19 protein-coding genes are annotated in these 17,277 nt (G+C 59.3%); 8 read left to right on the forward strand and 11 right to left on the reverse strand.

Going from position 1 to position 17,277, the window contains the following annotated elements:
- The 4 genes from modB to CXF97_RS06180 all read right to left on the reverse strand — a co-directional run bounded on the left by modB (position 1) and on the right by CXF97_RS06180 (position 5,206).
- Positions 1–681 (reverse strand): molybdate ABC transporter permease subunit, encoded by a 681-nt coding sequence (gene modB, locus CXF97_RS06165; RefSeq protein WP_101157179.1) that lies wholly within the window; start codon positions 679–681, stop codon positions 1–3.
- Entirely contained in the window at positions 682–1,449 is a 768-nt protein-coding gene (gene modA, locus CXF97_RS06170; protein ID WP_101157181.1) for a molybdate ABC transporter substrate-binding protein, read from the reverse strand.
- 133 nt (positions 1,450–1,582) lie between these two features.
- Positions 1,583–2,647 (reverse strand): nitronate monooxygenase family protein, encoded by a 1,065-nt coding sequence (locus tag CXF97_RS06175; protein WP_101157183.1) that lies wholly within the window; start codon positions 2,645–2,647, stop codon positions 1,583–1,585.
- 105 nt (positions 2,648–2,752) lie between these two features.
- The gene (locus tag CXF97_RS06180; RefSeq protein ID WP_101157185.1) at positions 2,753–5,206 is read right to left on the reverse strand and encodes an autotransporter; all 2,454 of its coding nucleotides are present in this window, start codon (positions 5,204–5,206) and stop codon (positions 2,753–2,755) included.
- A 186-nt stretch (positions 5,207–5,392) separates the two neighbouring features.
- Between CXF97_RS06180 and CXF97_RS06185 the strand changes: the two genes are divergently transcribed.
- Positions 5,393–6,376, forward strand: a complete 984-nt coding sequence (locus CXF97_RS06185) for an MDR family oxidoreductase (protein WP_101157187.1) — start codon at positions 5,393–5,395, stop codon at positions 6,374–6,376.
- On the opposite strand, the gene ada is transcribed toward CXF97_RS06185, so the two are convergent.
- From ada to CXF97_RS06200, 4 genes are all read right to left on the reverse strand, one after another.
- Positions 6,366–7,424 (reverse strand): bifunctional DNA-binding transcriptional regulator/O6-methylguanine-DNA methyltransferase Ada, encoded by a 1,059-nt coding sequence (ada, locus tag CXF97_RS06190; protein WP_101157189.1) that lies wholly within the window; start codon positions 7,422–7,424, stop codon positions 6,366–6,368. The two genes, CXF97_RS06185 and ada, sit on opposite strands and share 11 nt — an antisense overlap.
- Before the next feature lie 80 nt (positions 7,425–7,504).
- Positions 7,505–8,176, reverse strand: a complete 672-nt coding sequence (gene alkB, locus CXF97_RS06195) for a DNA oxidative demethylase AlkB (protein ID WP_101157191.1) — start codon at positions 8,174–8,176, stop codon at positions 7,505–7,507.
- Between the two features lie 7 nt (positions 8,177–8,183).
- Complete coding sequence (locus CXF97_RS28175) at positions 8,184–8,354, reverse strand: hypothetical protein (protein ID WP_016774926.1); 171 nt, start codon at positions 8,352–8,354, stop codon at positions 8,184–8,186.
- A 28-nt stretch (positions 8,355–8,382) separates the two neighbouring features.
- The gene (locus tag CXF97_RS06200) at positions 8,383–8,685 is read right to left on the reverse strand and encodes a DUF1883 domain-containing protein (RefSeq protein WP_007912251.1); all 303 of its coding nucleotides are present in this window, start codon (positions 8,683–8,685) and stop codon (positions 8,383–8,385) included.
- Positions 8,686–8,896: 211 nt separating this feature from the next.
- Here CXF97_RS06200 and CXF97_RS06205 point away from each other — a divergent pair, with 211 nt between their 5' ends.
- Both CXF97_RS06205 and CXF97_RS06210 read left to right on the forward strand, forming a co-directional pair.
- Complete coding sequence (locus CXF97_RS06205) at positions 8,897–9,253, forward strand: hypothetical protein (protein WP_016774925.1); 357 nt, start codon at positions 8,897–8,899, stop codon at positions 9,251–9,253.
- Positions 9,254–9,325: 72 nt separating this feature from the next.
- Positions 9,326–9,556 carry a hypothetical protein gene (locus tag CXF97_RS06210; RefSeq protein WP_039762740.1) on the forward strand — a complete coding sequence of 77 codons (231 nt, stop codon included), beginning with the start codon at positions 9,326–9,328 and terminating at the stop codon, positions 9,554–9,556.
- A 3-nt stretch (positions 9,557–9,559) separates the two neighbouring features.
- Here the strand turns inward: CXF97_RS06210 and CXF97_RS06215 are convergent, their stop codons facing one another.
- Both CXF97_RS06215 and CXF97_RS06220 read right to left on the reverse strand, forming a co-directional pair.
- Positions 9,560–9,847: a hypothetical protein gene (locus CXF97_RS06215; RefSeq protein WP_101157193.1), complete on the reverse strand. Its 288-nt coding sequence runs from the start codon at positions 9,845–9,847 to the stop codon at positions 9,560–9,562.
- Between the two features lie 140 nt (positions 9,848–9,987).
- The gene (locus tag CXF97_RS06220; RefSeq protein WP_101157195.1) at positions 9,988–10,170 is read right to left on the reverse strand and encodes a hypothetical protein; all 183 of its coding nucleotides are present in this window, start codon (positions 10,168–10,170) and stop codon (positions 9,988–9,990) included.
- 258 nt (positions 10,171–10,428) lie between these two features.
- Here CXF97_RS06220 and galU point away from each other — a divergent pair, with 258 nt between their 5' ends.
- Both galU and gorA read left to right on the forward strand, forming a co-directional pair.
- Entirely contained in the window at positions 10,429–11,268 is an 840-nt protein-coding gene (gene galU, locus CXF97_RS06225) for a UTP--glucose-1-phosphate uridylyltransferase GalU (protein WP_024013124.1), read from the forward strand.
- A 129-nt stretch (positions 11,269–11,397) separates the two neighbouring features.
- Positions 11,398–12,756, forward strand: coding sequence for a glutathione-disulfide reductase (gorA, locus tag CXF97_RS06230; RefSeq protein WP_101157197.1), 1,359 nt, complete (start codon positions 11,398–11,400; stop codon positions 12,754–12,756).
- Here the strand turns inward: gorA and CXF97_RS06235 are convergent.
- Positions 12,753–13,769: a DNA-binding protein gene (locus CXF97_RS06235; protein WP_101157199.1), complete on the reverse strand. Its 1,017-nt coding sequence runs from the start codon at positions 13,767–13,769 to the stop codon at positions 12,753–12,755. The two genes, gorA and CXF97_RS06235, sit on opposite strands and share 4 nt — an antisense overlap.
- A 177-nt stretch (positions 13,770–13,946) precedes the next feature.
- Between CXF97_RS06235 and CXF97_RS06240 the strand changes: the two genes are divergently transcribed.
- The 3 genes from CXF97_RS06240 (at position 13,947) to ahpF (ending at position 17,273) form a co-directional block, all read left to right on the forward strand.
- Positions 13,947–14,885 (forward strand): site-specific integrase, encoded by a 939-nt coding sequence (locus CXF97_RS06240; RefSeq protein WP_101157201.1) that lies wholly within the window; start codon positions 13,947–13,949, stop codon positions 14,883–14,885.
- 137 nt (positions 14,886–15,022) lie between these two features.
- Positions 15,023–15,586, forward strand: a complete 564-nt coding sequence (gene ahpC, locus CXF97_RS06245; RefSeq protein WP_101157203.1) for an alkyl hydroperoxide reductase subunit C — start codon at positions 15,023–15,025, stop codon at positions 15,584–15,586.
- Positions 15,587–15,710: 124 nt separating this feature from the next.
- Complete coding sequence (gene ahpF / locus CXF97_RS06250) at positions 15,711–17,273, forward strand: alkyl hydroperoxide reductase subunit F (RefSeq protein ID WP_101157205.1); 1,563 nt, start codon at positions 15,711–15,713, stop codon at positions 17,271–17,273.
- The last annotated feature ends 4 nt before the right edge of the window (positions 17,274–17,277 follow it).

Below are 17,277 nucleotides of genomic sequence, written 5' to 3' on the forward strand. Positions count from 1 at the left end.
TCAGCTCCAGCCTGCGCGGGTCTTGCGGCTGGAATACAGCGCCAGCAACACCAGAAACGAGAACACCAGCATCGCCGCAGACAGCCAGTGCGCCTGGGCATATTCCAGTGCTTCGACGTGGTCGTAGATTTGCACCGAGACCACGCGCGTCTTGTCGGGAATGTTGCCGCCGATCATCAGCACCACGCCGAATTCACCCACGGTGTGAGCAAATCCGAGGATCGCTGCGGTGATGAAGCCTGGGCGCGCCAGCGGCAGGATCACGCTGAAAAACGTGTCCCAGGGATTGGCGCGCAACGTCGCGGCGACTTCCAGCGGTCGAGGGCCGATCGCTGAAAAGGCATTTTGCAGCGGTTGCACCACGAACGGCATGGAGTAGATCACCGAACCGATGACCAGCCCGGTAAAACTGAACGTCAACGTGCCCAGCCCCAGCCATTGAGTGAACTGACCGAGAAAACCGTGCGGCCCCAGTGCCAACAGCAGATAAAAACCGATCACCGTTGGCGGCAACACCAGCGGCAGGGCGACGATGGCGCCAATCGGGCCACGCAACCAGGACGAAGTGCGCGCCAGCCATAACGCGATCGGGGTGCCGATCACCAACAGGATCACTGTGGTCAGTGACGCCAGTTTCAGGGTCAGCCAGATCGCGGCGAAATCGGCATTGGTCAGCGACATTTACAATTGGTACCCGAAGGACTTGATCACCGCAGCGGCTTTCGGGCCTTTGAGGTAATCGAGCAGGGCCTTGGCAGCGGCGCTGTCCTTGCCTTTGTTCAAGAGCACCGCGTCCTGTTTGATCGGATCATGCAGGGCGGCCGGGACAATCCATGCCGAACCGCTGCTGACTTTGCCGTCCTTGTAGATTTGCGAAAGAGCGACGAAGCCCAGTTCGGCGTTGCCGGTGGAAACGAACTGGTAAGCCTGGGTGATGTTCTGGCCTTCGACGATTTTGCTTTTCGTGGCTTCGCTCAACTGGAGTTTTTCCAGCACCTGGGTGGCGGCGAGACCGTACGGTGCGGCTTTCGGGTTGGCGATGGACAAGTGCTGGTATTGGTTGGTTTTCAGCACGTCACCCTGTGCATCGACATAACCTTCTTTTGCCGACCACAGCGCCAGGGTGCCGATGGCGTAGGTGAAGCGCGACCCTTTGACGGTTTCGCCTTCCTGCTCAAGCTTTGCCGGGGTCGCGTCGTCAGCAGCGAGAAAAACTTGGAACGGTGCGCCATTCTTGATCTGGGTGTAGAACTGGCCGGTTGCGCCGTAAGCGGCGACCAGTTTGTGGCCGGTGTCTTTTTCGAAGTCGGCAGCGATGGCCTGGATTGGCGCGGTGAAGTTGGCGGCGACCGCCACTTGCACTTCGTCAGCCTGCGCGGCGCCGAAGCTGAAAAATGCTAGGAATGAGGCGAGGCAGACAGGGGCGAGGCGTGTGGCAGCAAGTGTCATGTAAAGGCTCCGTGATCGGCGGTAAATGCTTTGCTTTGGATAACGCCGATACACGGGCGCGATCGCTGTATACGGAAATATATAGCGATACGCCGCCAGGTGGCGAGGGAATAAATCCGCTCGCCACGTAAATTCAGTGGCGGTTGAGTTTCGCCAAGGCGCCTTCGGCGAGTTGCCGGGTCAGTTCAGCGCTACCGATATCCTTGCCGAGCGTCAGCGCCTGTCCGGCCCAGAGGTTGGCAAAGTCGGCGTCATCCTTGGCCCGCAGCGGCATCAGCGCACCGCCGGCCAACGGGAAGGCTGGCGCTTGCGCTGAAATCGGGCCGAGTTCGCGCATCGCCCGATTGACAATGCCCCGCGCCGGACGTCCGGTGAAAATGTTGGTGATGGCGGTCTGGCTTTCCTTGGCGGTGCGCAGGGCCTTGTGGTGTGAGGCGCTGACTTTGGCTTCCGGCGTGAACAGGTACGCCGTGCCGACTTGCACCGCCGAGGCGCCGAGCATGAAAGCTGCGGCAACGCCTCGCGCATCGCTGATCGCGCCCGCCGCGATCACCGGCACTTTCACCGCGTCGACCACCTGCGGCACCAGGGCGAAGGTGCCGACCTGGGTGCTCAGATCATCGCTGAGAAACATTCCGCGGTGGCCGCCGGCTTCATAACCCATGGCGATGATCGCATCGCAGCCGTGTTGCTCCAGCCAGATCGCTTCTTCGACTGTGGTGGCAGACGAAAGGATTTTCGCCCCGGTTGCCTTGACCCGATCAAGCAGGGCTATTTCCGGTAGCCCGAAATGGAAACTCACCACCTCGGGTCGGAACTCTTCGAGCACGGCACACGCTGCTTCGTCGAACGGAGCGCGGTTGGAAACCGGCGTCGGCGCGTCGAAATCGGCACCCAGTTCGCGGTAGTAGGGTTCGAGCAGGTTTTTCCAGTCACGGGCCCGCTGTTCATCAGGCGCCGGTGGCTGGTGGCAGAAGAAATTGACGTTGAACGGCTGGGTGGTGTGCTGGCGAATCGTTTTCAACTCTTCGCGCAGTTGCTCGCTGCTCAGCATCGCTGCCGGCATTGAACCGAGGCCGCCGGCATTGCACACGGCAATCACCATCGAAGAGTTGGTCGCACCGGCCATCGGGCCCTGGATGATCGGCAGTTCGATACCGAGAAGATCAAGGATGCGGGTGTCTGGCCACTGGTTCATATAGCAATTCTCCGAACGATGAAACGGGCAGGGACGGCACGCGGTTTTTAACAGCAAAACCGGATGCGCGGCCAGTCTGAAATTCTGAACATGACGTGCAGTTTTTCAGCGTCGGTGCAATCCGCCACCGCCACCGCCACCGCCAAACGAACGGTTCATCATTTGTGAAGAATGGTTGAAGTTGTGCGTGCGCTGATTGCCGAGATTACGTGCGGCGGATTCGCGGTTGAGATTCTGCAGCTGCGCATTGTTGTTTGCGGGTCTGGTCCGGTTGGCACCGCTGCCGGCCACGGACTGCCAGCCGTTGTCGGTTTTCTTGTAGACGTTGCCGTCGCGCCCGGCATAAACATTGTCGCCGACCCGCGCGGCGCCGCCGTTGCGGCCATGGATACCGCCGTATTGCGTGGTGTTGCCGGTATTGGGGTTGTAAACGGCGCCGCGATTGGCACTGACGTGAGTGCCGCTGCGGACGTTGCCAGCGCTAACCCGTTCTCCGGCGATGGCGCCGCCGTTCGGGCCGACTGCCACGCCGCTGCGCCCGGCAGCGTAGTTGCCGGTGTAGGCGTTGTGCACCGCGCCACGTTGCCCGGCGGCGGCAATGCCGGTACGCGAGTTGTACGAGGCGCCAACCTGACCGGCCCAGCGATTGCCGGTCCAGGCGTTGTAACCGGCGCCATAACGGCTGACCGTCGCGCGATCACCCCACTGATGATAAAGATTGCCGGTGGTTCCGGCCCAGCCACCCGGGCCCCAGGCCACCGCGCCGCCGCGATAACCGTAAGCGGCGCCACCCCAGGCCAGCGGCGCCGGGTACAGACGCGGGCCCCACGCGTAGCCCCAGCCGTAATTTCCCCACCACGGATAGGCTCCCCAACCCCAGCCCATGGCGACAGTGCTGCTGCCCCAGCTCCAGCCGAATCCAAAGCCAAAGGACCAGCCAGTCCACGGCGTGTAACGAATCGCGACGCCGAAACCGTAGGTCACCGGCGGCCCGTACCAGACACTGCCCACCCACGGCGTATACGGATAACCGGTGCCGTACACCACAACGCCAGTCGCCGGGTCCAGCGTCGAGCCTTGATAGCCTGGCGTATAGCCGACCACCACGGTATCGCCGCTGGATTCGTAAACCTTCACGTACGTGAGGTAGTGCATCGGCGAGCTGGGCGGAATCGAATAAATCACCGCTGGCACTGAAGTGGCCACACTCCACGGCCCGTTCAGCGAGGTGGCGCTGAACCAGATGCCGTTCTCCACGGCCCACCAACTGTCGTTGTCGACGCGAATGATCGGTGTGGCGCTGTTGATCACGTATTGCAACGGCGTATTGCTGATCGCTTTGAGCTGCGGCTCACCGTCAAATTGCGGCGCCGTCATCTTCACCGCGCTTTTCCTGATCGCCGACGTCTGAGGGATGGTCGCCGCAATGGCCGCCTCCTGCGCCTGTGGCGTGCCGGCTACCGAGGCTTTGACGTTCTCTTTGGCGCTGTCGTCAGGAATCTTGGCAAAGTCGGCCGGCAGTTTGTCTGCCGGGACAAAGGTCCATGGCCCGCTCATGTCGCTGGCGCGAAACCAGCGCCCGGAGATCAGCACGTAACTGTTCTGGTCGCCGATTTCCTTGAAGATGTGCCCGGTGGTGTTGCTCACGTACAACAGGCTGGTGCCCTGAATCGGTTGCCATTGCGCGGCGCCGTCGGTAACCAACAGTTCGGTTGGCGCGGTGGCGATGAAGATTTTCGGCTGCGGCGGCTTGGCCAGGCTGGGAATCTTGTCCTTCGGATCGCTTTGTCCGGTAAGCAGGTCCACCTGGCGACTCTTGATCGCCGCCTGTTTGGCTTTTTCCAGACTGGCCGGCGGCGCAGCAAGGCGCGTGTAATCGCCGGCCAATTGATCGGCGACCATCCAGCCGTCAAATACATGCAGGTAGTGTTTGCCTTCGGCGTCTTTGAGCAGCAGTGGGCGCGTATTGATCACCCGTTGCAGCTCCGTTCCTTCCACCGGCCGATAAGCCGCCTCACCGTCGATGTACACGAGGATTGCCGGTCTGTCGGAACTGATTATGATCGGCGGGGTGTTTTCCAGCGGTGCGCTGTCGGCTTTCTGTTCAGCGTTGAGCACGCCGACCGCCGCTTCCAGTTGATCGAGGGAGATGGTTTTCTTGCGGCTCTCGGCATCTTTTTCCAGGATGGCGAGCCATGTGTTGGCCTGTTTGGCGTCGGCGGGGAAATCGGCCTCGATGATCTTGTACTGATCGAGCGCGACCCAGCGGGTGGTCTTGTCGACGAGAGTGTGCGCGCTGAACTGGACGATGCCGTAGGTGGATTTGCCATCGGCGGCGGTGGCTTCGACGGCCGCGCGGGCATTGAGCGTATAGCCATCCCAGCTGTCGAGCTGCGGCTGATACACCGTCAGCTTGCTCTTGCCGCTGCTGATCACCTGCGGCCATGTCGGCTCGCTTGGCGCCGCGTTCGGCTTTGCCGCTGGTGCGGCTGCCCAGGCATTGCCAAGCGTCAGCAGACATAACATCAGCAACGAGGGTAAAGCGCTCAGCAAAGGCATCGTCAGCTCCATCGACACACCGGTTGGCAAGGCGCAACCGGGAAAACACAACCGTCGAAAAAGCATAGCCGCCCGCCGTGGATTTACCCGGCTGATCGAGCAGTTAGCGCAAAGTCGAGTGTGGCAATGTGTTGCGATGTGCTATTTCAAGGCATGCTTTTTCCAAATAATCTTCGAGGGGCCGTCATGTTCAATGCCATTCTGATCGACAAAGACGACAACGGTTATCGTGCCTATCTGCAGCAAATCGATGAGCAGCAACTGCCAGAAGGCAACGTCAGCGTGAACGTCGCGTACAGCACCCTGAATTTCAAAGACGGCCTGGCGATCACCGGCAGCAGCCCGGTGGTGCGCAAGTTTCCCATGGTGCCGGGGATCGATCTGGCGGGGACTGTCGAGTCCAGTTCGCATGCGGATTTCAAGGCAGGCGATCGGGTGCTGCTCAACGGTTGGGGCGTCGGTGAAAGCCACTGGGGCGGGCTGGCGCAAAAGGCCCGGCTCAACGGTGACTGGCTGATTCCACTGCCGCAAGCTTTCACCCCCGCGCAAGCCATGGCCATCGGCACGGCAGGTTATACCGCGATGCTGTGCATCCTGGCGCTGGAGCGCCATGGCGTGACGCCGGATCACGGCGAAGTGCTGGTCACTGGCGCCAATGGCGGGGTCGGCAGCTTTGCCATCGCCTTGCTCAGCAAGTTGGGGTATCGCGTGGTGGCGTCCACGGGGCGGGTGTCCGAGCATGAATACCTGCAGCAATTGGGCGCTGCCGAAATCATCGATCGAGCCACTTTGTCCGAGCCGGGCAAGCCATTGGCGAAGGAACGTTGGGCGGCGGTGGTCGATTCGGTCGGCAGCCATACGTTGGCGAATGCTTGCGCCAGCACGCGCTCCGAAGGCGTGGTTGCGGCATGTGGGCTGGCGCAGGGCATGGATTTTCCGGCGTCGGTTGCGCCGTTCATTCTGCGCGGCGTCACTTTGGCCGGGATCAACAGCGTGACTCAACCGAAAGCACGCCGTGTCGAGGCATGGGATCGACTGGCCAGGGATCTGGATTTCTCCTTGCTCAACCTGATCAGCCAGGAAATCAGTTTGAGCGAAGCCCTTGAGGCCGCGCCCAAACTGCTCGCCGGTCAACTACGGGGCAGGGTGGTGGTCGACGTCAATCGCTGAGTTCGCGCTCTAACAGTTGACGTTTGCGCTCGACGCCCCAGCGGTAGCCGGAAAGATTGCCATCGCTGCGCACCACGCGGTGGCAAGGAATCGCTACCGCCAAGCGGTTGGCGCCGCAAGCCTGGGCGACGGCGCGCATCGAGGTCGGTGCGCCAATGCGCTGCGCGATCTGGGCGTAACTGGCGGTGCTGCCCGGCGGGATCTCGCGGAGTGCCTGCCAGACTCGCTCCTGAAACGCTGTGCCGCGTATATCCAGCGGCAAGTTCAGGCCGGTCGCAGGTGCTTCGACAAAGCCGACGACGTTGGCGATCAACCGTTCAAATTCGCGGTCGGCGCCGATCAGATTGGCGTTGCGAAACTGATCCTGCAGGTCGCACACCAATAGATGCGGATCGTCGCCGAGCAGAATCGCGCAAATCCCCCGTTCGCTTTGCGCGACCAGAATCGCCCCGAGCGAACATTGGCCTACGGCAAAGCGGATGTCATTGTTCTGCCCGGCGGCGCGGTAGTCGGTGGGCTTCATGCCGAGCAATTGGTCAGCGGCTTCGTAAAAACGGCTGTTGGAATTGAAGCCGGCGTCATACAGCGCATCGGTCACCGAGCCGCCGTTCGCGAGTCGCGCACGCAGCTTGCGTGAACGATGCGCCGTGGCGTACGCCTTCGGTGTCAGGCCGGTCGCAGTTTTGAATACCCGGTGGAAATGAAAAGGGCTAAGGCCGGCGGTGGCCGCCAGGCTGTTGAGCGCCGGCAGCGTCTCACAGGCCTCGATCTGCCGACACGCTGCCGCAATGATCGCTGCATGCTGCGTATCATTCTGATCCTTACTGGCGCGTTTGCTCGGCCGATATCCGGCAGCTTCGGCCAGTTCGGCTGTATCGAAAAATACGACGTTCTGCGGTTTCGGCAACCGCGCAAGGCTGCTCGGTCGGCAATAAACACCGGTGGTTTTTACCGCGTAGACAAATGTCCCGTCGGCACTTGAGTCGCGAGCCACCACGGCGGCCCAGCGTGGATCGTCTTCAATACTGGTGTTCGAAAGCGTGTCCATGAGAGGGAATCCGTTGACCTGTTTGACTCAGGTTAACCAGCATCGGAGCTGACGACACTCCGCGCCTTGCGGTCAAACTTTTACTGATCGCCAGCGACGCGGAAGGTGATGTTGACGCGCCGCTCGCCCAAGAGCGGGTGATGGCCGGGTTTGATTGGCAGTACGCCGTGATAGCGCAGGCGATCCACCCCACCCCAGATCGCCATGTCGCCGTGCAACAGCGGGATGCGCTGGCTCTTGTCGCTGCGTTCGAAACCGCCGAACAGAAACATCGCCGGCAAACCCAGCGACAACGAAACGATGGGCGCGGCATAACCCTTTTCGTCCTTGTCCTGATGCAACGACATCTTGGCACCGGCGACGTATTGGTTGATCAGGCAAGAGTCGGGATGGAAATCCTTGAAGCCGGCTTGCTCTGCCGCCTCGCTCGCGAGTATGGCAAACACCGCCGGCATTGACGGCCAGGGCAAACCGCTGAGTGGGTCGACGTTGGAATAGCGGTAACCGCTGCGATCAGTGATCCAGCCCAGCTGCCCGCAACTGCTGGTGCCGACCGACATGCTGAAACCGCCGGGCGTGACCATGTGGCGTAGCGGGGCGGCGACAAGAATCGCTTCAAGTTCGGTCAGCAGTTGCTCGACCTGCGGCAAGGCGAATCCGCGCAGCACCCACGATTGTTCGCCGATCTGCTCCGCGCGGGCTTGCTGTACGGGTTCGTTGTCGGCGAACAGGTCAAACGTGGTCGGTTGCATGGTGTTGTTACAGCGCTTTGCTGACCTTGATGTCACTGAGCTCTTCGTCAGCGTGCATTTTTTTCAGCGCCGCTTTCGCTTCCTCGTCAGTGCCCGTTTCCAGCTCGGCGAACTCGAAACGCTGTTCACCGTCCAGTTTGTACTTGATCACGTATTTGGTTTTTTGCGCCACGGTCATGTTTTCCTTTCAGAATTGGCTGCGCGTCTCAGCTCAGTTTAGTGCTGGAACGACGGATGATCTTGATCGAATGGGTCAGCGTCGGCTTGCGCGTTACGCTGATTGCGCGGCGGTTGACGGTGTCGATGGTGATGTTCCAGAAGCCGGTGCTTGGCGCCGTGATGCGCGCTGGGAAGGTGTCGAACGCGCCGCCGTGATAGGTGTGACGGCCGCCGTTTTTGAAGCTGCGAAAGTTGGCATCGTTCATCAAACGGATGTTGCACATTTGCGAGCATTGAATGACGACGATGTCGTCTTCGTTGAGGTGCTCGCGCTGGTGAATGAATTTCATGGGCGCCTCCAGAAGGGCTTTTTCTACAAAATCAAAACGATAGCTTGTCGATGGGCGCAGTTTATCAGCCCGCACGGGTTATTATCTGGCCGTCGGGCGTTGCTTTGACAAATTTTGAACAGAACTTCGCCACGGCAGGCGGGTTAAATGCAAAAGGCCCCGGAGAAAAGCGGCGTTTGTGCTGTCGGACGGTCTTTAACGGAGGATTTGTATGAAGTGGGGTGTGGTGTGTGTGCCGTTGATTCTGGCGATGGCCGGTTGTGCAAATGTTTCAGAAATCAATGAAACGCTGCCAACCATGAGCGTGATCTCCGGCAAAAAGCCCCAGGAGTACGCGCAGTGCCTGACCGACAAGCTCGCTGATAGCCGCGGTGCGTTGCAGGTTCAGCCGCAAAAGGACGGTGTTCGAGTAATTGTTCCGGGCAAACTCTCTTCAGGCCCGGCAGCAGTATTTGATATCGAAGATCGCGCTGGCGGCAGCAGCATCAAGCTGCATGAGCGCATGTCCAATGTGCCGGTTCGCCCTCGCGATGTGCAGAAAGCCGCAAACGCCTGTATTTCCGGCTGATAGACTACCCAATCTCGGCACCCGATGCCGTCACAGTCCTGCTGTGGCGGCATTGTCATTTTTGGAGTTGCGATGAAGCGAGAGCACGTGCGCGAACGCCATGCAGAGGGCCTTATCTCTGCCACCCATGTGATCCAGAACCCGGCCAATCCTGGCGAATGGATCGTATTTTTCAAGAAGAGTGCAGGGCGCAGCTACTTCCTGGTGGATGACAATGATGAAGTCGAGTCTTTCAGTCGGCTCGACGATCTGATCGAGGTCGTCCGTGGCCTCGGAATCAAGTTCGCCGAAATTCACATGTAAGGCTTACTTGCAGACGACCACGACGTTGCGGGTTTTGTAATTGCCAACGTCGACGCCCAGGGTCTTGTCGTCTTCCTCAGGGGCCGGTGTGCCGTCAGTGCCGACGATGCGATAGCCGGTTCCCGCGCAGGACGCATCGGCCTTTTCATAGCACATCGCCCAGGAGTTGGCTTCGCCGGAGCAGTCGATGCTCAACCCTTGTTCGCCGTTCTTCAGATAGGTCGGCTGCGAGGTGGCACAGCCGCTTAGTACCAATGCCGCGATAAGCGGCTGCAGTTTGTTCAGGTTCATGATTGCGTGGTCTTCAAGTGGGGGACTGGATGCTCTGACAGCGGCGCGATGAAAAGGTTATAGCGATTGGCCACTTGTTTGCCAACAAGGCACAAAAAAGCCCTGCGTGGTGGCAGGGCTTGGGGCGTGTGACGACTGGATCAGTCCTCTTTGCCGCGACGCTTGGCTGATGCAGGCGTATCGGTGAACACCGAGGCTACGTCCGTCGCCATCTGCTCGCTGTCGAAAGGCCCGGCAATGTGCTCGCCGTTAGTGGTGGTCAGCGTCCACTTGCCGTCTTTCTTGTCGATCACATACCCGTTGATGATTTTTACCGCAGCCATCTAGTCTGTCTCGTTCGCTGGTTCAAAGGCGCAATGATAGCGGCAAATGCTCGCATCGGGGGCGGATAAGCGTATGGTGATCCAGTTTCGACAGATCTTGAGCTACGCTGACTTTGCTGCTGAAAAACCCGGATGGAACTATCCGCGCGAATATTTCTCTATGTTGGCATCGGTTAGCCAGCGCGGGGCATTGTAAGGCGCGCGCCGCCTGATTAGACTGCCTCGAAACTCGTACACACAGCCTTTTCAAGGACTTATATGATCAAGAAATGCTTGTTTCCAGCAGCCGGTTACGGCACTCGCTTCCTCCCAGCGACCAAAGCCATGCCTAAAGAAATGCTGCCGGTGGTAAACAAGCCACTGATCCAGTACGGCGTTGAAGAAGCACTGGACGCGGGCCTGACTGAAATCTCCATTGTTACCGGCCGTGGCAAGCGTGCTCTGGAAGACCACTTCGACATCAGCTACGAGCTGGAAAACCAGATCAAGGGCACCGACAAGGAAAAATATCTGGTCGGTATCCGCAAGCTGTTGGACGAGTGCTCGTTCTCCTACACCCGTCAGACCGAGATGAAAGGCCTGGGCCACGCGATCCTGACCGGTCGCCCGCTGATCGGCGACGAACCGTTCGCTGTGGTGCTGGCAGACGACCTGTGCGTCAACATCGATGGCGACGGCGTGCTGACCCAGATGGTCAAGCTGTACAAGCAATTCCGCTGCTCGATTGTCGCCATCCAGGAAGTCGATCCGCAGGAAACCAACAAATACGGCGTAATCGCCGGCGAAATGATCCGCGACGACATCTACCGCGTACACAGCATGGTCGAAAAGCCAAAGCCTGAAGACGCGCCGTCGAACCTGGCGATCATCGGTCGTTACATCCTGACCCCGGACATCTTCGACCTGATCGAACAGACCGAGCCAGGCAAGGGCGGTGAAATCCAGATCACCGACGCCCTGATGAAGCAGGCCCAGAACGGTTGCGTGATGGCCTACAAGTTCAAGGGCAAGCGTTTTGACTGCGGTGGCGCTGAAGGCTACATCGACGCGACCAACTTCTGCTTCGAGAACTTCTACAAGACTGGCAAGGCTTACTGATAGCGTTCGCCTCGTCTGCAAATGAAAGCCACCTTCGGGTGGCTTTTTCATTTTCTGCCCTTATGTGGATGGCAGTGCTTGCCCAATGGGTGACTGCAGGTATGCTGATCCCCTGCCGAGGAGAAAGAAATGGCCTACGATTTTGACCTTTATGTGATTGGTGCCGGTTCTGGCGGTGTGCGTGCTGCGCGGTTTGCCGCAGGCTTCGGGGCGAAAGTGGCGGTGGCCGAGAGCCGTTATCTGGGCGGGACCTGCGTCAATGTCGGATGTGTGCCGAAAAAGCTGTTGGTGTACGGCGCGCACTTTGCCGAAGACTTCGAGCAAGCTTCCGGTTTCGGCTGGAATCTGGGCGAAGCCAACTTTGACTGGGCCACGCTGATCGGCAACAAGGATCGCGAAATCAATCGCCTCAATGGCATCTATCGCAACCTGCTGATCAACAGCGGTGTGACCCTGCACGAGGCGCACGCGAAAATCGTCGGGCCGCACGAGGTTGAGGTCAATGGCGAGCGCCACACGGCGAAGAACATTCTGATCGCCACCGGCGGCTGGCCGCAGATCCCTGAAATTCCAGGGCACGAACACGCGATCGGTTCGAACGAAGCGTTCTTCCTGAAAGAATTGCCCAAGCGTGTGCTGGTGGTTGGCGGCGGTTACATCGCGGTCGAGTTCGCTGGAATTTTCCATGGCCTCGGCGCCAACACCACGCTGTTATATCGCGGCGATCTGTTCCTGCGTGGGTTTGACGGTTCGGTGCGCAAGCATTTGCAGGAAGAATTGACCAAGCGCGGTCTCGACCTGCAATTCAACGCCGACATCGCGCGCATCGACAGGCAGGACGACGGCAGCCTGAAGGCGACGCTCAAGGATGGTCGCGTACTCGAAGCTGATTGCGTGTTCTATGCCACCGGTCGGCGTCCGATGCTGGACAATCTCGGCCTGGAAAACACCGATGTGCAACTGGACGACAAGGGCTTCATCAAAGTCAACGACGAGTACCAAACCACCGAGCCGTCGATTCTGGCGCTGGGCGACGTCATTGGTCGCGTGCAGCTGACACCGGTTGCGCTTGCAGAAGGCATGGCCGTGGCGCGGCGTCTGTTCAAGCCGGAGCAATACCGTCCGGTGGACTACAGGATGATTCCGACCGCCGTGTTCAGCCTGCCGAACATCGGCACAGTTGGATTAAGCGAAGAAGAGGCACGTGAATGTGGCCACGAGGTGGTGATTTTCGAGAGTCGCTTCCGGCCAATGAAGCTGACCTTGACTGAGTGTCAGGAGAAAACCCTGATGAAGCTGGTGGTCGACGCCAAGACTGACAAGGTGCTTGGCTGCCACATGGTCGGCCCGGACGCTGGCGAGATTGTGCAAGGTCTGGCGATCGCCTTGAAGGCTGGTGCGACCAAGCGTGACTTCGACGACACGATCGGGGTGCACCCGACGGCCGCCGAAGAGTTCGTCACCATGCGCACGCCGGTCAGCGCTTAAGCGTCCTTCGCGTTGGCCGAGTCTGGCGCTGCCGCAGTGGCAGCGGCCAGGCGCTGGCTGTCCTCAAGGCTCGCCTGAGCCTTGAGCAATTCCTTTTCCAGTGACTGATTGAGCTGTGTCTGCTCCTCGACGCTCTGCTTGAGTGCTTGGCTTTCCAGTGTCGCCACGCGTAGACGTTCCTGGAGGAGGGTACGCTCGCTGTCCATTCTTGTGGCCTGTTCGAGTAACTGATCCTGACGCTGATTGCTCTGCTTGAGCTGATCCTGCAACAGGTTCAGCTCGCGTTGGGTGCCACGGTTCTCGGTGAGCAGTCGTTCGTTATCGCGGTGCAGTTGAGTGATTTCGTCCTGGCGCACCAACGCGCTTTGCTGTGCTTGACGCAGTTCGGCCTGAATCTGCTGGATTTGCCCTTCGTGGCGGGCCTGTTCCTGCTCCCGCTGTTCCTTGGTCGCGTTGCGGTAATGCTCCAGCGCATCGCGCGCGTGCAGGTGTTTTTCTTCAAGCGAGCGGATCTGTTCGTCCTTGTCCTGCAAGCGCAATTCAAAATCTGCCAAGGCCTGGTTCAGCCCGGCATTGCGCGTCTGTTCGGTTTGCAGCATCGAGCGCGTGCTGTTCAGCGCTGCGGATTCGCGCTGCAGCGCAGCGCTTTGGATGTCGTGGTCGTGCTCGAGTTTTTCCAGCGCCTGGCGCGTCTCTTTCAGCTCGGTTTCCAGGGCTTCACGCTGCTCCTCGAACTGTTCGCGGGCTTGCTCGATGGGCTCCTGAGCCTGCTCTTTCAGGCGCTGGGCGAGGCGAGAGACGAGGGCGCTCAGCTCATCATCGATCGGTTCTGCTGACGCCTCTGTTGGTTGGGCACCGTCATCGAGTTCTTTCAGATAGCGATGGATCGTGGTTTTCGAACCGGTGTTGCCCATTTCAATGCGTACTGCATCGATGCTCGGGTGTTCGCCGCGAGCGAGAATCGCTGTGCGCGCGATTTGCACCAGTGCTTTGGTAATGCCGCCACGGGCCATGTTAACTCCTACCGTTACGTACTGTGGTACATGCCACTAAAGTACGCAGTGTACCATGCTTAAAATATAGGTAAATCCTTGAAATAAAACAGGCGGGATATACTGGTATTACCCAATGTCAGGCGGCAAAATGCGCCTCTGCATGTCTGAACCCGTACGCCAGCGAGAAAACTGCACATGAGTGACATCGATCGATATCTGCAAGCCGCCACTCGCGACAACACCCGTCGCAGCTATCGCATGGCTATCGAACATTTCGAAGTGACGTGGGGCGGGTTCCTGCCCGCCACCGCCGACAGCGTTGCGCGGTATCTGGTGGAGCACGCTGGAGTGCTGTCGATCAATACGCTGAAGCTGCGCCTGTCGGCGCTGGCCCAATGGCATAACAGCCAGGGTTTTGCCGACCCGACCAAGGCGCCGGTAGTGCGCAAGGTATTCAAAGGGATTCGCGCGCTGCACCCAGCGCAGGAAAAACAGGCCGAACCTTTGCAACTGCAGGATTTGCAGCGAGTAATCGATTGGCTGGAGCTGGAGGCGCAGACGGCCCGGCGGGAACAGGACCGCCCGACCTTGCTCAAGGCTTATCGCGATCGTGCATTGATTCTGTTGGGCTTTTGGCGCGGCTTTCGCAGCGATGAGTTGTGCCGCTTGCAGATCGAACACGTGCAAGCCAGTGCTGGCAAGGGCATCACTGTGTATCTGCCGCGCAGCAAGGGCGATCGAGAAAATCTCGGCCAGACGTATCAGGCCCCGGCGCTGTTGAAGTTGTGCCCGGTGCAGGCCTATATCGACTGGATCACGGAAGCCGCGCTGGTGCGCGGCGCAGTCTTCCGCAGCATTGACCGCTGGGGCAACCTGAGCGAGGACGGCTTGCACGCCAACAGCATCATCCCTCTTCTGCGCCAAGCCTTGCATCGCGCCGGGATCGCCGCCGCCAATTACACCAGTCATTCATTGCGGCGGGGTTTTGCGACTTGGGCGCATCAAAGCGGTTGGGATCTGAAATCGCTGATGAGTTACGTTGGCTGGAAGGACATGAAATCGGCTATGCGCTATGTTGAGATCAGCCCATTCCAAGGAATGGCTCGGATTATGGATAAACCGGAGCAACCGTAGAGATCGTTTTCTTCTATTAATACAGTCAGCTAATAGCGAAAACAAATCAGCAGTATCAGGTTTGCCAATGAGCCTTCCGTCGAGTGAGTGGGTAGGATTCACCCATCAACTTCATAACCCCTGACGGAGAGTCATCGATGCCTATCATCAACAGCCAAGTAAAACCGTTCAACGCTACCGCGTTCAAAAACGGCGACTTCGTTCAAGTCTCGGATGCTGACTTGAAAGGCAAGTGGTCCGTTGTGTTCTTCTACCCAGCCGACTTCACCTTCGTGTGCCCAACCGAGCTGGAAGACCTGGCAGACAACTACGCTGAGTTCAAGAAACTGGGCGTGGAAATCTACAGCGTTTCGACCGACACCCACTTTGCTCACGCTGCCTGGCACAACACCTCGCCAGCCATCGGCAAAATCGAATACACCATGATCGGCGACCCGACCCACGTGATCTCGCGCAACTTCGACGTGCTGATCGAAGAAGCCGGTCTGGCTGACCGCGGCACCTTCGTGATCAACCCTGAAGGCCAGATCAAAATCGTTGAGCTGAACGATGGCGGCGTTGGCCGTGACGCTTCCGAGCTGCTGCGCAAGATCAAGGCTGCTCAGTACGTCGCTGCACACCCAGGCGAAGTTTGCCCAGCCAAGTGGAAAGAAGGCGAGGCCACTCTGGCTCCGTCGCTGGACCTGGTCGGCAAGATCTAAGTCTGTGACATGCAACGCAGGGCGGCACGCCGCACCTTCTTAAGTTAGCTGCACCGCCCAATAAAAATGCCCGGGCGAGATTCGCTCGGGCTTTTTTTTGCCTCAAATAAAGGAAATCGCCCGTATGTTGGACGCCAATCTTAAAGCCCAGTTGAAATCGTACCTGGAACGGGTCACCCAACCGATCGAGATCGTTGCATCGCTCGACGACGGTGCGAAATCCCGTGAAATGCTGGACCTGCTGAAAGACGTTGCGAGTCTTTCGAGCCAAATTACCCTGATCGACAGCGGTGACGATGCCCGCAAGCCATCGTTCTCGATCAACCGCCCCGGAGCCGACATCAGCCTGCGCTTCGCCGGTATCCCGATGGGCCATGAATTCACCTCACTGGTGCTGGCCTTGCTGCAAGTCGGCGGCCACCCGTCGAAAGCCAGCGTTGAAGTCATCGAGCAGATCCGCTCGCTCACAGGCGAGTTCAGCTTCGAGACCTACTTCTCGCTGTCCTGCCAGAACTGCCCGGACGTCGTTCAGGCGCTGAACCTGATGGCCGTGCTCAACCCGAACATCCGCCACGTCGCCATCGACGGCGCGCTGTTTCAGGATGAAGTCAACGACCGCAAGATCATGGCCGTGCCGAGCGTCTACCTCAACGGTCAAAACTTCGGCCAGGGCCGTATGGGTCTGGAAGAGATTCTCGCCAAACTCGACACCGGCGCCATCGTGCGTCAGGCCGAGAAGATCAGCGCAAAGGAAGCCTTTGACGTGCTGGTTGTCGGCGGTGGCCCGGCCGGTGCTTCGGCCGCTATCTATGCTGCACGTAAAGGCATCCGCACCGGTGTTGCCGCCGAGCGATTTGGCGGTCAGGTGCTGGACACCATGGCCATCGAGAACTTCATTTCCGTACAGGAAACCGAAGGGCCGAAACTGGCCACGGCGCTGGAAGAACACGTCAAGCAATACGACGTCGACATCATGAACCTGCAACGTGCCGACAAGTTGATCCCAGGCAAGAACGGTGAGCTGCACGAAGTCCACTTCGCCAGTGGTGCGACTCTGAAAGCCAAGAGCGTGATCCTGGCGACTGGTGCGCGGTGGCGTGAAATGAACGTGCCTGGCGAGCAGGAATACCGTAACAAAGGCGTGGCGTACTGCCCGCACTGCGACGGCCCGCTGTTCAAAGGCAAGCGCGTGGCGGTGATCGGCGGCGGTAACTCCGGCGTTGAAGCGGCTATCGATCTGGCCGGTATCGTGTCGCACGTAACGCTGCTTGAATTCGATGTGCAACTGCGCGCCGACGCTGTGTTGCAACGCAAGCTGCACAGCCTGCCGAACGTCACCGTGATCACCAGTGCGCAAACCACTGAAGTCACCGGTAACGGCGAGAAGGTCAACGGTCTGCGTTACAAGGATCGTACGACTGATGAGTTGCGCACGGTCGAGCTGGAAGGCATTTTTGTGCAAATCGGCCTGCTGCCCAACACCGATTGGCTCAAAGGCACCATCGAGCTGTCGCCGCGTGGCGAGATCATTGTCGACAACCGTGGCGAGACGTCGATTCCAGGGATCTTTGCAGCGGGTGACGTGACGACTGTGCCGTACAAGCAGATCGTGATTGCCGTCGGCGAGGGCGCCAAGGCTTCGCTGAGTGCGTTCGATCACCTGATCCGGACTTCGGCACCGGCGTAATTGA

The organism is Pseudomonas sp. Choline-02u-1, assembly GCF_002836515.1.
Classification (GTDB): Bacteria; Pseudomonadota; Gammaproteobacteria; order Pseudomonadales; family Pseudomonadaceae; genus Aquipseudomonas.